11 protein-coding genes and 1 pseudogene are annotated in these 13,752 nt (G+C 71.2%); 9 read left to right on the top strand and 3 right to left on the bottom strand.

Annotated elements, in window-relative coordinates:
• Positions 1-52 precede the first annotated feature (52 nt).
• From KME66_RS07560 to mutM, 5 genes are all read left to right on the top strand, one after another.
• Complete coding sequence (locus tag KME66_RS07560) at positions 53-1,147, top strand: ATP synthase F0 subunit B (RefSeq protein ID WP_216320378.1); 1,095 nt, start codon at positions 53-55, stop codon at positions 1,145-1,147.
• Between the two features lie 257 nt (positions 1,148-1,404).
• Positions 1,405-1,980: a DUF177 domain-containing protein gene (locus tag KME66_RS07555; protein ID WP_236726230.1), complete on the top strand. Its 576-nt coding sequence runs from the start codon at positions 1,405-1,407 to the stop codon at positions 1,978-1,980.
• Between the two features lie 2 nt (positions 1,981-1,982).
• Positions 1,983-2,156, top strand: coding sequence for a 50S ribosomal protein L32 (gene rpmF / locus KME66_RS07550; RefSeq protein WP_003965982.1), 174 nt, complete (start codon positions 1,983-1,985; stop codon positions 2,154-2,156).
• A 19-nt stretch (positions 2,157-2,175) separates the two neighbouring features.
• The gene (gene rnc, locus KME66_RS07545) at positions 2,176-3,000 is read left to right on the top strand and encodes a ribonuclease III (RefSeq protein ID WP_003965979.1); all 825 of its coding nucleotides are present in this window, start codon (positions 2,176-2,178) and stop codon (positions 2,998-3,000) included.
• Positions 3,001-3,169: 169 nt separating this feature from the next.
• Positions 3,170-4,030: a bifunctional DNA-formamidopyrimidine glycosylase/DNA-(apurinic or apyrimidinic site) lyase gene (gene mutM / locus KME66_RS07540; protein ID WP_216320376.1), complete on the top strand. Its 861-nt coding sequence runs from the start codon at positions 3,170-3,172 to the stop codon at positions 4,028-4,030.
• Here the strand turns inward: mutM and KME66_RS07535 are convergent.
• Together KME66_RS07535 and KME66_RS07530 are read right to left on the bottom strand one after the other, a co-directional pair.
• Positions 4,003-4,404 carry a helix-turn-helix domain-containing protein gene (locus KME66_RS07535; protein ID WP_216320373.1) on the bottom strand — a complete coding sequence of 134 codons (402 nt, stop codon included), beginning with the start codon at positions 4,402-4,404 and terminating at the stop codon, positions 4,003-4,005. The genes mutM and KME66_RS07535 overlap by 28 nt on opposite strands.
• 74 nt (positions 4,405-4,478) lie before the next feature.
• Complete coding sequence (locus KME66_RS07530; RefSeq protein ID WP_216320371.1) at positions 4,479-5,435, bottom strand: CAP domain-containing protein; 957 nt, start codon at positions 5,433-5,435, stop codon at positions 4,479-4,481.
• Between the two features lie 236 nt (positions 5,436-5,671).
• Here KME66_RS07530 and KME66_RS07525 point away from each other — a divergent pair, with 236 nt between their 5' ends.
• From KME66_RS07525 to KME66_RS07510, 4 genes and pseudogenes are all read left to right on the top strand, one after another.
• Positions 5,672-5,953, top strand: coding sequence for an acylphosphatase (locus KME66_RS07525; protein WP_065478485.1), 282 nt, complete (start codon positions 5,672-5,674; stop codon positions 5,951-5,953).
• 436 nt (positions 5,954-6,389) lie between these two features.
• The gene (locus KME66_RS07520) at positions 6,390-6,602 is read left to right on the top strand and encodes a hypothetical protein (RefSeq protein ID WP_073213902.1); all 213 of its coding nucleotides are present in this window, start codon (positions 6,390-6,392) and stop codon (positions 6,600-6,602) included.
• A 339-nt stretch (positions 6,603-6,941) separates the two neighbouring features.
• Positions 6,942-11,014: pseudogene (locus tag KME66_RS07515) on the top strand (AAA family ATPase).
• Between the two features lie 206 nt (positions 11,015-11,220).
• The gene (locus KME66_RS07510) at positions 11,221-12,642 is read left to right on the top strand and encodes a sugar porter family MFS transporter (RefSeq protein WP_216320368.1); all 1,422 of its coding nucleotides are present in this window, start codon (positions 11,221-11,223) and stop codon (positions 12,640-12,642) included.
• A 41-nt stretch (positions 12,643-12,683) separates the two neighbouring features.
• Here KME66_RS07510 and KME66_RS07505 read toward each other — a convergent pair whose 3' ends face one another.
• A complete protein-coding gene (locus tag KME66_RS07505; protein WP_216320365.1) occupies positions 12,684-13,670 on the bottom strand; it encodes an LLM class flavin-dependent oxidoreductase in 987 nt (328 codons plus the stop codon).
• Between the last annotated feature and the right edge of the window lie 82 nt (positions 13,671-13,752).

The following is a 13,752-nucleotide window of genomic DNA, read 5'->3' as shown; positions in this document are numbered from 1 at the left end:
TCTCCAACCAAGCAGCAGCTTCAACAGAGCAGCAGAGAGTGGCGAGCACACGGTGGACGTGCAGAAGAAGCTCGACGAGATCGTCGACGCGGTCGGGAGCGCCCGATCCATGCCCATGTCGGCTTCGTGCGTGGTCAACCGCGCCGAGCTGCTCGCCCTGCTCGAAGAGGTGCGCCAGGCCCTGCCCGGCTCCCTCGCCCAGGCCCAGGAGCTGCTCGGCGGCCAGGAGCAGTTCGCCGAGCAGGCCCGCCAGGAGGCCGACCGGATCATCGAATCCGCTCACGCCCAGCGCGCCTCGCTGATCTCCGAGACCGAGATCGCCCGGCAGTCGCAGAGCGAGGCCGACCGGATCCTGTCCGAGGCCCGCCGCGAGGCCGAGGAGGTCCGGGCCGAGGCCGACGACTACGTCGACAGCAAGCTCGCCAACTTCGAGGTCGTCCTCACCAAGACCATCGGCTCCGTGGACCGGGGCCGCGAGAAGCTCCTCGGCCGCGGCCAGGGCCTGGACGAGCAGGGCTACGAGGACCCCGACTTCACCGAGGCCCCCGAGCGCAGCGCCGACCCCGAGACGCTGAAGCGGCGGGCCGACGACTACGTCGACGCCAAGTTCGGCGCCTTCGAGGCCGTCCTGGCCAAGACCCTGGAGGCGGTCGGCCGCGGCCGGCAGAAGCTGCACGGCCGGGTCGCCACGGACGACCTCGGCGCGCACATCGCCGCCCAGGACGCCGCGGCGGGCCAGGGCCACACCAGCGACGCCGACTATCTGGCCGGCCTCGCCGAGCTGGCCACCCCCGAACCCCGGCAGGCGGCCCGGCAGCCCGCCTACCCGGCGCAGCCGACGGCCGAGCCGGACTACGCGCAGACGGCCTACGGCTACCAGGAGCAGCCGCTCCAGCAGGGCGTCCAGGACGCCTACGGCTACCAGCAGCCCGACCCGTACGCCGCCTACCAGCAGCAGGGGGGCTACGACCCCGGCGGCTACCCGCCCCGGCCCACCGGCGAGCCCGACTACGGCTGGCAGCAGCAGACCCAGCAGCACGGCCCGTCGTCCGACCAGCAGGGCGGCGGCGCGCTGGACGAGACCAGCCTCTTCGACACGAGCATGATCGACCTGGAGCAGCTGCGCCGGTACGAACAGGGGCGCTGACCCCGGCGGGGTTGCCCCGATTGGGTGCTGAGCGGTCCGTCCAGTATCCTGAATCCTCGGTCGCACCTAGGTCCGCGATCACTGCTGCCCGTTTTCGTCCGCGAAACCGGGCGGTTCGTCCCGGGCCGGGGAGACGGCCCCCTCCTTCGCAGTACGACACCCATGATTCGAAAGCAGGAGAAGCCCTGAACGGCCACCTCGACCACCGCAACCCCCTCGTGTTCGATACGCACGAGCTGGGCCGGCGTCCCGGTGCCATGAAGCGGCTGTCCCGCTCGGTGGAAGCACCCGGTTCACCGGTCCTGGGCATCGACGGCGTCATCGGTGTGCCGGAAGGCGCACCCGTGGAGCTGGACCTCCGCCTCGAATCGGTCATGGAAGGGGTGCTTGTCACAGGCACCGCCCGTGCCACCGCCGAGGGGGAGTGCGTAAGGTGTCTGGAGCCGCTGACCGTAGAGGTCGACGCGGACTTCCAGGAAATGTTCTCGTACCCTGACGCCGATGACCGGGGCCGCAGCACTGCGGCGGAACCGGCCGACGACGCCGAGGACGACGAGGACAGGTTCTTTCTCGAGGACGGCTTGTTCGACCTCGAACCCATGCTGCGTGACGCGGTAGTGCTCGCACTGCCCATGCAGCCGGTGTGCTCGGAGGACTGCGCCGGTCTGTGTTCCGAATGCGGAATCAGGCTGGACGAGAATCCGGGCCACCACCACGACGCCGTCGACATCCGTTGGGCGGCACTGCAAGGACTCGCCGAGACCGTTCAGGACGGCGAGAAGGACAACATGGGCGGCGCCGAACCGGGCGTCGACGAGAAGCAGGAGAAGTAGCCGTGGCTGTTCCGAAGCGGAAGATGTCGCGCAGCAACACGCGCCACCGCCGGTCGCAGTGGAAGGCTGCGGTCCCCACCCTGGTTTCGTGCGAGCGTTGCCAGGAGCCCAAGCTCCAGCACATTGCGTGCCCGAGCTGCGGCACCTACAACAAGCGCCAGGTCCTCGAGGTCTGAGCGGCTGGTGAGAGGCCCGATGTCTGAGTTGTCCAGCGCCAAGAAGCAGGCAGACAACGTCAACACAGCCTCGTCCCACACGCTTCTGGAAGGGCGGCTCGGGTATCACCTCGAGTCCGCCCTTCTGGTGCGTGCGCTGACCCATCGTTCGTACGCGTACGAGAACGGCGGTCTGCCCACCAACGAGCGGCTCGAATTCCTCGGGGATTCGGTGCTCGGCCTGGTGGTCACGGACACGCTGTACCGCACCCATCCCGACCTGCCCGAAGGCCAGCTGGCCAAGCTGCGGGCCGCGGTGGTCAACTCGCGTGCGCTGGCGGAAGTGGGCCGCGGCCTCGAACTCGGCTCCTTCATCCGGCTCGGCCGGGGTGAAGAGGGCACGGGCGGCCGGGACAAGGCTTCCATCCTCGCCGACACACTGGAAGCAGTGATCGGCGCGGTCTATCTCGACCAGGGCCTCAGCGCGGCCTCGGAGCTGGTCCACCGGCTCTTCGACCCGCTGATCGACAGGTCCTCGAACCTCGGTGCCGGCCTGGACTGGAAGACCAGCCTCCAGGAGCTCACCGCGAGCGAGAGCCTCGGAGTCCCCGAGTACCTCGTCACGGAGACCGGCCCGGATCACGAGAAGACCTTCACTGCTGCCGCTCGCGTCGGTGGTGTCTCGTACGGCACCGGCACCGGCCGTAGCAAGAAGGAAGCGGAGCAGCAGGCGGCCGAGTCCGCCTGGCGCGAGATCAGCGCCGCCGCAGAGGCACGGCAGGCCGCGGAGAAGTCCGCGGCCGACGGAGGGGCCGCCGACACCCCTGCCGACCCGTCGCCGAACACGGACGCCGCTCCGGCCTGAAGCGAAACGGGAACCCCTCGGTGCCAGGTGCACCGAGGGGTTTTCCCTGTCCAGGGGCGCGGTTCCGGTGGTCCTCGCGGCCACCGTCGTCACCTCGACCGCCGTGGCCACCGCGTTTTCGCCCGCCCCGTCCCCCGTACTACCGTCGATGTGTCTGGAGTGGTGCACCGTGCCCGAGCTGCCCGAGGTCGAAGTCGTCCGCAGGGGACTTGAGCGCTGGGTCAGCGGGCGCACCGTCACCGAGGTCGAGGTCCTCCACCCGCGCTCGGTCCGCCGGCACCTCGCGGGCGGCGTCGACTTCGCCGCCCGGCTCCGTGGGGCCCGCCTGGGTGCGGCGATGCGGCGCGGCAAGTACCTCTGGGTGCCGATCGAGGAGGCCTCCGCCTCGCTGCTGGGCCACCTCGGGATGAGCGGGCAGCTGCTGGTGCAGCCCGCCGACGCACCTGACGAGAAGCACCTGCGGATCCGGATGCGGTTCGACGACGCCCTCGGCACCGAGCTGCGCTTCGTCGACCAGCGCACCTTCGGCGGGCTCTCGCTGCACGGCAACACCCCCGACGGGCTGCCCGACACCATCGCGCACATCGCCCGGGACCCGCTCGACCCGCTCTTCGACGAAGCTGCGTTCCACACCGCGCTGCGCCTGCGCCGCACCACCGTCAAACGTGCCCTGCTCGACCAGTCGCTGATCAGCGGCGTCGGCAACATCTACGCCGACGAGGCACTCTGGCGGGCCAGGCTGCACTACGACCGGCCGACCGCGACCCTCACCCGCCCCAAGTCCGCCGAGCTGCTCGGCCACGCCCGGGACGTCATGAACGCGGCGCTCGCCCAGGGCGGCACCAGCTTCGACAGCCTGTACGTCAACGTGAACGGCGAGTCCGGCTACTTCGACCGGTCGCTCGACGCGTACGGCAGGGAGGGCGAGCCCTGCAACCGGTGCTCCACCCCGATGCGCCGCCGCGCCTGGATGAACCGCTCCAGCTACTACTGCCCGCGCTGTCAGCGGCCGCCGCGCGTCTCGTCGTAGCGCGCCCGGGAGGCCAGGACCTCGTCCATCCGCCCCTCGACGCAGTGGATGAGCCCCAGGAGCTTCCCGGCGACCTCCCGGCCGAACGGGGTGAGCTCGTAGTCCACCCGGGGCGGGTTCACCGGCTGGGCCTCCCGCAGGACGAGCCCGTCCCGCTCCAGGGCGTGCAGGGTCTGCGAGAGCATCTTCTCGCTGACTCCGTCGACCCGGCGGCGCAGCTCGTTGAACCGGAGACTCTCCTCGTACAGCGCGCCGAGGGTCAGACCGCCCCAGCGCCCGGTGACGTGCTCCAGCGTCGAGCGGGAGGGGCACGCACGCGAGAAGACGTCGAACGCGAGGCTGTCGAAGCTGTCCGTACCCGTATCGCTGGCCATGCCACAAGCTTACTCCCGCACAGCGCCCACTCGGAGGGAGCGCTGCACGGGAGCAAGGGGGCCTGACGGGCGGGTCAGAAGCCGAAGTTCTGGACCCACCACGGGCCGCCGGAGCCCTCGTGGACGCCGATGCCGATGGTCTGGTAATCGCAGTTGAGAATGTTCGCCCGGTGGCCTTCGCTGTTCATCCAGCCCTCCATCACGGCCTGGGCGTCCGCCTGGCCGCGGGCGATGTTCTCCGCCGCGAGCCCCTGGACGCCCGCCTGCGCGGCCCGGTCCCAGGGGGTGTCGCCGTCCGGGTCCGTGTGGTCGAAGAAGCCGCGGGCCGCCATGTCCTCGCTGAAGTTCTGGGCCAGCGAGGTCAGCGGGGCGCTGGTGGTCAGCGGGGAGCAGCCGACCTTCGCGCGCTCCTGGTTCACCAGGGCCAGAACCTCGCTGCGCGCGGAGGCGTCGGTCGGGGACGGGCTCGGCTTCTTGCTGGGCGGCGGAGCGGCGGAGGTCTTCGGCGGCGCCGGGGCCTTGCTCGCCGGGGCGGAGCTCTTCTCCGGGGCCGAGGGGGCCTTCGACGTCTTCGACGGGGTGGCGGCCGGCTTCTCCGACGTGGACGGCGCAGCCGACTTCGACGGCGTCTTCGAGGGCGAGGCGGACGCCTTCGTGGACGGGGTCCCGGAGGGCTTCTTCGACGGCGAAGCGTCCGGCGCCTCGGGGCGCTCGCTGCCCCGGCTCGTGGGGGAGGAGGACCGGTCGGCCGGCGCGGTGGAGCTGCCGCCCTGCGTCAGCAGGTCCGGGGCGCCGTCCGTGCGCACCTGGTCCGCGGCGGTGGGGGCGCCGGTCGTGTAGGTGTCGTCGCCGGGAATCAGACCCGAGGCGACGGCCACCGCTCCGACGGCAACAGCCGCCGAGACACCGAGGAGCCCGGTCCGGATCGGCACGGCGGACTTCTTCCGGCGCGTTCCCCGGTGCCGGGAAGCGGCCCCGGCCGCGGGTTCTTCAGCGGCGGGGCCTGCGGCGGATCGTCGGTGGCGTCCCATGCGCTGTGCCTTCCTGATACTCCGGACGTCATGGCGACGTCACACGACTGCCCCGTTGCGGAAAACTCCGAAGATCGCATGCGATCGAACGCGGAGGGAGAAGTCGCTTGATCGACTTTCCGTCGATACTCGTCCGATACTCACCCGATCGAGTGAGGCTGTTGCGACGGGACTGTAGCCCATGGGTGAAAGGGGGCGGCGTGCTTCTTGAGCAATTGGCCGGTTAGCGTTCGGGCATGAACGAAGAAGCACGCCTCGTCGTCTGGGTACGCGGCCGAGTACAGCAAGTAGGCTTCCGCTGGTTCACCAGGGCAAACGCTTTGGAGATCGGAGGGCTCATCGGGTTCGCCCTCAACCTCGACGACGGCAGGGTGCAGATCGTCGCCGAGGGCCGGCGTGAGAATTGCCACCGTCTGCTGGACTGGTTGCGGTCCGACGACACACCCGGGCGCGTGGACGGAGTCACTGAGATCTGGGACACCCCGCGCGGTGGCTACGACGGATTCGCCATCCGCTGAACCCGCCCGGACCGAGCGCTTCCGATCCGCTCCGTTCCTACCCCACGCCGAACGGTCACCTGGACGCCCGACCGCCCCCGCACCCGAAATGACCTGCGACGGGACCCGGTGGCGACCGATGGTTGCCAGAAGCGGAATGTCGTGCAAGGCTGCGGCATTGACGAAGATCTCCACACCCTCGGGGTCCCGCAGGAGAGTCGCGCCGCATGATCGTCCAGCCGCGCGCCCCCGGGACACCCGGGTACACAGGGTGTGATCGTGTTGACCGTCAAACTTTTTGGTGAGACGCTGAAAACCCCGCGCACCTTAGCTGTTCGGTAGAGCTGGTCAGCAGCAGAACCGCAGTGGTGACAGAGCCCTGCCGAGCACCGCGGGTGCGATTCCCTGACGACCCACACCGCATCGGTCGGTCACTCATTGTGGAGGACCATCCATCATGGCAAAGGCGCTTCTCGGTTACGTCGGCGGTTCCGACCCGCGACTCCTCGCCGAGATGCGACGGCTCCAGCAGCGCGTCCAGGACCTGGAATCCGAGCTCACCCGGATCCAGGGCGAGAACGACGCGCTCAACGCCGCCGCCCAGCACCAGGAGTCGCTGCTCGACAGCATCGACATCGACGTACCCCAGGGCGAGCCTGCACTGACCTGACCGTGTCGGCCCCTTCGGGCCGGTCGGGCCGGGCACGCTCCATAGCCTCGGAACATCTCTGATCCGTCCCGCGTCACGGATCGCCGTCCCCCGAACATTGGGGTCCCCGCACCGCCGGGGATGCCGATGTCCGGTCGTACGACGATGCACGCGCGGGCCATAGCTGGATGAACGGCGACGCCCGCTGCACAGCGACGCCGAGAAGATTCACAGGGACGCTTCGGCGTCCCTTTTTCTTTGCCCGGCTCCCACCCCCGGAGCCACCCCCCTTCGCTTACCGTCTGATGTGCCCTGCACCTTCATCAGCGAAACCGAGAGCGAAAGGTAGAGTCCGGCGGCGTGCACCTCAAGGCCCTGACCCTGCGTGGTTTCAAATCGTTCGCGTCCGCCACCACCCTGCGGTTCGAACCGGGGATCACCTGCGTCGTCGGACCCAATGGATCCGGCAAATCCAATGTGGTGGACGCGCTCTCCTGGGTCATGGGGGAACAAGGGGCCAAATCCCTGCGCGGTGGCAAGATGGAAGACGTGATCTTCGCCGGGACGACCGGGCGGCCGCCGCTCGGCCGGGCCGAAGTGTCGCTGACCATCGACAATTCCGACGGCGCATTGCCCATCGAGTACGCCGAGGTGACGATCACTCGGATCATGTTCCGCAATGGCGGCAGCGAATACCAGATCAACGGTGACACCTGCCGGCTCCTCGACATCCAGGAACTCCTCTCCGACTCCGGTATCGGGCGCGAGATGCACGTCATCGTCGGGCAGGGCCAGTTGGACTCCGTTCTGCACGCCGACCCGATGGGGCGCCGGGCCTTCATCGAGGAGGCCGCGGGCGTGCTCAAGCACCGCAAGCGGAAAGAGAAGGCGGTCCGGAAGCTGGACGCGATGGGCGCCAACCTGGCCCGGGTCCAGGACCTCACCGACGAACTGCGCAGACAGCTCAAGCCGCTCGGCCGGCAGGCCGCCGTCGCCCGCCGGGCCGCCGTGATCCAGGCCGACCTGCGTGATGCCCGGCTTCGGCTCCTCGCCGACGACCTGGTGACCCTGCGGGACGCGCTGCGCGGCGAGATCGCCGACGAGGCGGAGCTGAAGAAGCGCAAGGACGCGGCCGAGGCCGAGCTGAAGACGGCTCTCGTTCGCGAGGCGGAGCTGGAGGGCGAGGTGCGCCGGCTCGCGCCCCGACTGCAGCGCGCCCAGCAGACCTGGTACGAGCTCTCGCAGCTCGCCGAGCGGGTCCGCGGCACGGTCTCGCTGGCCGACGCCCGGGTCCGCAGCGCCTCCGAGGCGCCCGCCGAGGAACGTCGTGGCCGCGACCCCGAGGACCTGGAGCGCGAGGCGGCCCGGATCCGCGAGCAGGAGGCGGAGCTGACGGCGGCCCTGGAGGCGGCCGAGCACGCGCTGGAGGACACCGTCGCCCACCGAGCCGAACTGGAACGCGAGCTGGCCGCCGAGGAGCGCCGGCTCAAGGACGTCGCCCGCGCCATCGCCGACCGGCGCGAAGGGCTCGCCCGGCTGAACGGCCAGGTCAACGCGGCCCGCAGCCGGGCCGGTTCGGCCCAGGCCGAGATCGACCGGCTGGCGGCCTCCCGCGACGAGGCGCAGGAGCGCGCGGTCACCGCCCAGGAGGAGTACGAGCAGCTCAGGGCCGAGGTCGCAGGACTGGAAGGGGTCGACGAGGAGCTGACCGCCCGCCACGAGGAGGCCAAGCAGGCCCTGGCCGGAGCGCAGGCCGCCCACAGCACGGCCCGCGACGACGCCACCGCGGCCGAGCGCAGGCGGGCGGCGGTGGCGGCCCGGCACGAGGCCCTGGCCCTGGGGCTCCGCCGCAAGGACGGTACGGGGGCACTGCTCGGGGCCCGGGAGCGGCCGGCCGGACTCCTCGGCCCCGCGGCCGAACTGCTGACCGTCGAGCCCGGGTACGAGATCCCGGTCGCGGCCGCCCTCGGCGCGGCGGCGGACGCCCTGGCCGTCACGGACCCGGCCACCGCCGCCGCCGCGATCCGGTTGCTGCGCGAAAGGGACGCGGCCGCGCGGCGATGCTGCTGGGCGGGGCTGCGGCGGCGGAGCCGGCCGCGGCGGAGGTCCCGGCCCACCAGGTGCCGGGGCAGGCGGGCGAGCAGGTGCCCGCGCGGGACGCGTCGGCGGAGCAGGCGCCGGTGCCGGGGCAGCCCGGTGAGTCGGCTGCCGCACGGGACGATGCCTCCCACGCCGCGTCCGCCGCGCTGCCCGGTCAGGGCGGCGCTCCCGGCGAACCCGTCCTCGCCCCCGCCGGCTCCGACGCGGGCGGCCTCGGCAATGTCGGCTCCGAGGTAGCGGGTGCCCAAGGCGCCGGCCCCGAGGTGGCCGGTCCGGGCAGCGTCAGAGCCGAGGCGGCCGGTGCCCACGGCGTCGGCTCCGAGGTGGCGGGTGTCCAGGGCATCGGCTCCGGGGTGGCCGGTCCGGGCCCCGCCGGCTCCGACGCGGGCGGCCTCGGCAATGTCGGCTCCGAGGTAGCGGCTGTCCAGGGCGTCGGCTCCGAGGCGGCCGGCCCCGACGCCCTGCACTCCAGCGCCACCCACCCCCACACCCCCGGCCTCCACCACGCCCGCCCCCGGGCGGCCACGACCACCGCGCCCGCCGTCGCCGATCTCGTGCGCGGGCCCGCCGCGCTCGTCGGGGCCGTCCGCCGTCTCGTCGCGGGCATGGTGGTCGTCGCGACGCTGGAGGACGCCGAGGAACTGGTCGCCACGCACCCGGGGCTGACCGCGGTGACCGGGGAGGGGGACGTGCTCTCCACCCACTTCGCGCACGGCGGGTCCGCCGGGGCGCCCAGCCTGCTGGAGGTCCAGGCGTCCGTCGACGAGGCCGCCGCCGAGCTGGCCGACCTGGCCGTGCGGTGCGAGGAGCTGGCCGATGCCCAGCGTCTGGCGGGGGAGCGGCGCACGGAGCAGGCCGCGCTCGTCGAGGAGTTGGGGGAGCGCCGCCGGGCGGCCGAGCGGGAGAGGTCCGGCTTCGCCCAGCAGCTCGGGCGGCTAGCCGGGACGGCCCGCAGCGCGGCGGGCGAGGCCGAGCGCATGACCGCCTCCGCCACCCGCGCACAGGAGGCCCTGGAACGCGCGACCGAGGAGGCCGAGGAACTGGCCGAGCGGCTGCTGGTCGCCGAGGAGACGCCGGCCGAGGAGGAGCCCGACACCTCCGTGCGGGACCGGCTCGCCGCCGACGGGGCCAACGCCCGCCAGACCGAGATGGAGGCCCGGCTCCAGGCCCGTACGCACGAGGAACGGGTCAAGGCGCTGGCCGGGCGGGCCGATTCGCTGGACCGGGCCGCCCGCGCCGAACGGGAGGCGCGCGCCCGCGCCGAGCAGCGCCGGGCCCGGCTGCGCTACGAGGCCGAGGTCGCCTCCGCCGTGGCCTCGGGCGCCCGTCAGCTGCTGGCGCACGTCGAGGTGTCCCTCGTACGGGCCGACCAGGAGCGGACGTCGGCCGAGGCGGCGAAGGGCGAACGGGAGCGCGAACTGGCCGTCGAGCGCGACCGGGGCCGGGGGCTGAAGGGCGAGCTGGACAAGCTCACGGATTCGGTCCACCGGGGCGAGGTGCTGGGCGCGGAGAAGCGGCTGCGGATCGAGCAGCTGGAGACGAAGGCCCTGGAGGAGCTGGGCGTGGAGCCCGCGGGGCTGATCTCCGAGTACGGGCCCGGCCGGCCCGTACCGCCGTCGCCGGCCGCCGAGGGTGAGGAGCTGCCGGAGGATCCTGAGCACCCGCGCAACCAGCCGAAGCCCTACCGGCGGCCCGAGCAGGAGAAGCGGCTGCGGTCGGCCGAACGGGCGTACCAGCAACTCGGGAAGGTGAATCCGCTCGCGCTGGAGGAGTTCTCCGCGCTGGAGGAACGGCACCAGTTCCTGTCCGAGCAGCTTGAAGACCTGAAGAAGACCCGGGCCGATCTGCTCCAGGTGATCAAGGAGGTCGACGAGCGGGTCGAGCAGGTCTTCACGGAGGCCTACCTCGACACCGCCCGGCAGTTCGAGGGCGTCTTCTCGCGGCTCTTCCCCGGCGGCGAGGGCCGGCTCATCCTCACCGACCCGGGCAACATGCTCACCACCGGTGTGGACGTCGAGGCGCGTCCGCCGGGTAAGAAGGTGAAGCGGCTCTCGCTGCTGTCGGGCGGCGAGCGGTCCCTGACGGCCGTGGCGCTGCTGGTCTCGATCTTCAAGGCCCGGCCCAGTCCGTTCTACGTGATGGACGAGGTGGAGGCCGCGCTCGACGACACCAACCTGCAGCGACTGATCCGGATCATGGAGGAGCTCCAGGAGAGCTCGCAGCTGATCGTGATCACCCACCAGAAGCGGACGATGGAGGTCGCCGACGCGCTGTACGGCGTGTCCATGCAGGGCGACGGGGTCTCGAAGGTCATCAGCCAGCGGCTGCGCTGATCTTTTTACCGAATCATCAGAGGTTCAACGCACCATGTGCGCACCCCGGGGTACACGACAGCAGACCCGCTGTTTGACTTCGATTCTTGAACGCATACCCTCTGCGAAGTTGATTTGGTCTTCAAGTGGTGGCGGTGCCGTTGGTGTGCGCCACTGGGAAGGCTCACACCCCACGTCTGACCCCCGGCCAGGCATCAGGAGTTCACGTGACCAGCAGCACAGCGAACGGACCCGAGTCCGGGGCGAAGGCGGTTCCCCCGGACCACCTCGGCCATGTCATCTTCATCACCGCGGCCGCGGCGATGGGCGGCTTTCTCTTCGGCTACGACAGCTCCGTCATCAACGGCGCCGTCGAGGCGATCCGCGACCGGTACGACATCGGTTCCGGAACGCTCGCCCAGGTCATCGCCATCGCGCTGATCGGCTGTGCGATCGGCGCCGCCACCGCGGGCCGGATCGCGGACCGGATCGGCCGCATCCGCTGCATGCAGATCGCCTCGGTGCTCTTCACCGCGAGCGCGATCGGCTCCGCGCTGCCGTTCGCGCTCTGGGACCTGGCGATGTGGCGCATCATCGGCGGCTTCGCCATCGGCATGGCCTCCGTGATCGGCCCGGCCTACATCGCCGAGGTCTCCCCGCCCGCCTACCGCGGCCGGCTCGGTTCCTTCCAGCAGGCCGCGATCGTCATCGGTATCGCCGTCTCCCAGCTGGTCAACTACGCCGTCCTGCAGATCGCCGACGGCGACCAGCGCGGCGAGATCCTGGGCCTGGAGGCATGGCAGTGGATGCTCGGCGTGATGGTCGTCCCGGCCGTCCTGTACGGGCTCCTCTCCTTCGCCATCCCCGAGTCCCCGCGCTTCCTCATCTCGGTGGGCAAGAAGGCCGAGGCGCGCAAGATCCTCGAAGAGGTCGAGGGTGACAAGATCGATCTCGACGCGCGCGTCACCGAGATCGAGACCGCCATGCACCGCGAGCACAAGTCTTCCTTCAAGGACCTGCTCGGCAACCGCTTCTTCTTCCTGCCGATCGTCTGGGTCGGCATCGGCCTGTCGATGTTCCAGCAGCTCGTCGGCATCAACGTGGCCTTCTACTACTCGGCGACGCTGTGGCAGTCCGTCGGCATCGACCCGACCGACTCGTTCTTCTACTCGTTCACCACCTCGATCATCAACATCATCGGCACGGTGATCGCGATGGTGCTGGTGGACCGGGTGGGCCGCAGGCCGCTCGCCCTCGTCGGCTCCGTCGGCATGGCGGTCGCGCTCGCCGTCGAGGCCTGGGCCTTCTCCGCCGACCTGGTCGACGGCAAGCTCCCCACCGCACAGGGCGCCACGGCGCTGGTCGCCGCCCACGTCTTCGTGCTCTTCTTCGCCCTGTCCTGGGGTGTCGTCGTCTGGGTCTTCCTGGGCGAGATGTTCCCGAACCGCCTGCGCGCCGCCGCCCTCGGCGTCGCGGTCTTCGCGCAGTGGATGGCCAACTGGGCGATCACCGCCAGCTTCCCGAGCCTGGCCGACTGGAACCTGTCGGGTACGTACATCATCTACGCCGGCTTCGCCGTGCTCTCGATCCCCTTCGTGCTCAAGTTCGTGAAGGAGACCAAGGGCAAAACGCTGGAGGAGATGGGCTAACCCCCCCCGCTGCCCCTCTCCTCCCCACCGGCGGCCCCGGCTCACCCCTGAGCCGGGGCCGCCGGCCTCTCCCGGGCCCGCGCCTCGCAGAACAGCCGCAGGCTCCGCCATCCCTCCTCCACCGGCATTCCGCCGCACAGCGGATGCAGGACCAGGCTCTCCGCCTTCATCCCCGCCAGCTCGTCCGGCGTGACGATCCGGTACACCCCCTCCTCGCGCAGCTCCGACACCGTCGTCGCCGCCGAGCGCACCGCCGAGCGGATGTCCCCCGACTGCCAGGAGGCGTACGTCCGTGCCTCGTGCAGCAGGTGCTCCCCGTGCAGCGCCCACGTCCGCTCCGGGTCCTCGGAGACGTGCAGCAGGGGGGTGCGCTCCGCGGGCATCATGCAGAAGCCCTCCGTCCCGTGGGCCGCGCACTGTTCGCGGTAGTACGCCTCCAGCTCCGGCAGATGCGCGCTCGGGAACAGCGGCAGCCCCAGCCGGGCCGCCCGCCGCGCCGCCGCCCGCGAGCTGCCGCCGACCAGCAGCGCGGGGTGCGGCCGCGTGTACGGGCACGGGGTGACGCGCACCGTACGGCCGCGGTACGGAAACGGCTCGCCGGTCCAGGCCGCGAGCAACGTCTCCAGCAGCTCGTCCTGGAGCCTCCCGCGCCGGTCCCACGCGACTCCGGCCCGTTCGTACTCCTCGGGGCGGTAGCCGATCCCCGCCACCGTCACCAGGCGGCCCGCGCTCAGCAGGTCCAGCACGGCGATGTCCTCCGCGAGCCGCAGCGGATCGTGCAGCGGCCCGATGACCGCCGAGACGGTGACCGCGATCCTGCGGGTGGCGCCGAAGACCGCTCCGGCGAAGGTGAACGGGGAGGGCAGCCAGGAGTTCGCCACCCCGTGGTGCTCCTCGGTCTGCACGGTGTCGAGGCCGTGCTCGTCCGCGTACGCCGCCATCTCCAGAGCGGCGCGGTAGCGGGCCGAGAGCGATACGGGGGTCGCCCCGGGCTCGACGAGATTGAACCGGACCACTGTGAAGGCCATCGGGGCGTCCCTTCGCCGGAGCGGGCGGCTTGGCTGCTGCACGGGCGGACGAGCGGGCGCACCGTACCTGACGCAGCATCAG

Source organism: Streptomyces sp. YPW6, assembly GCF_018866325.1.
Taxonomy (GTDB): Bacteria; Actinomycetota; Actinomycetes; order Streptomycetales; family Streptomycetaceae; genus Streptomyces.
This window is presented reverse-complemented; position numbering and strand designations above follow the sequence as displayed.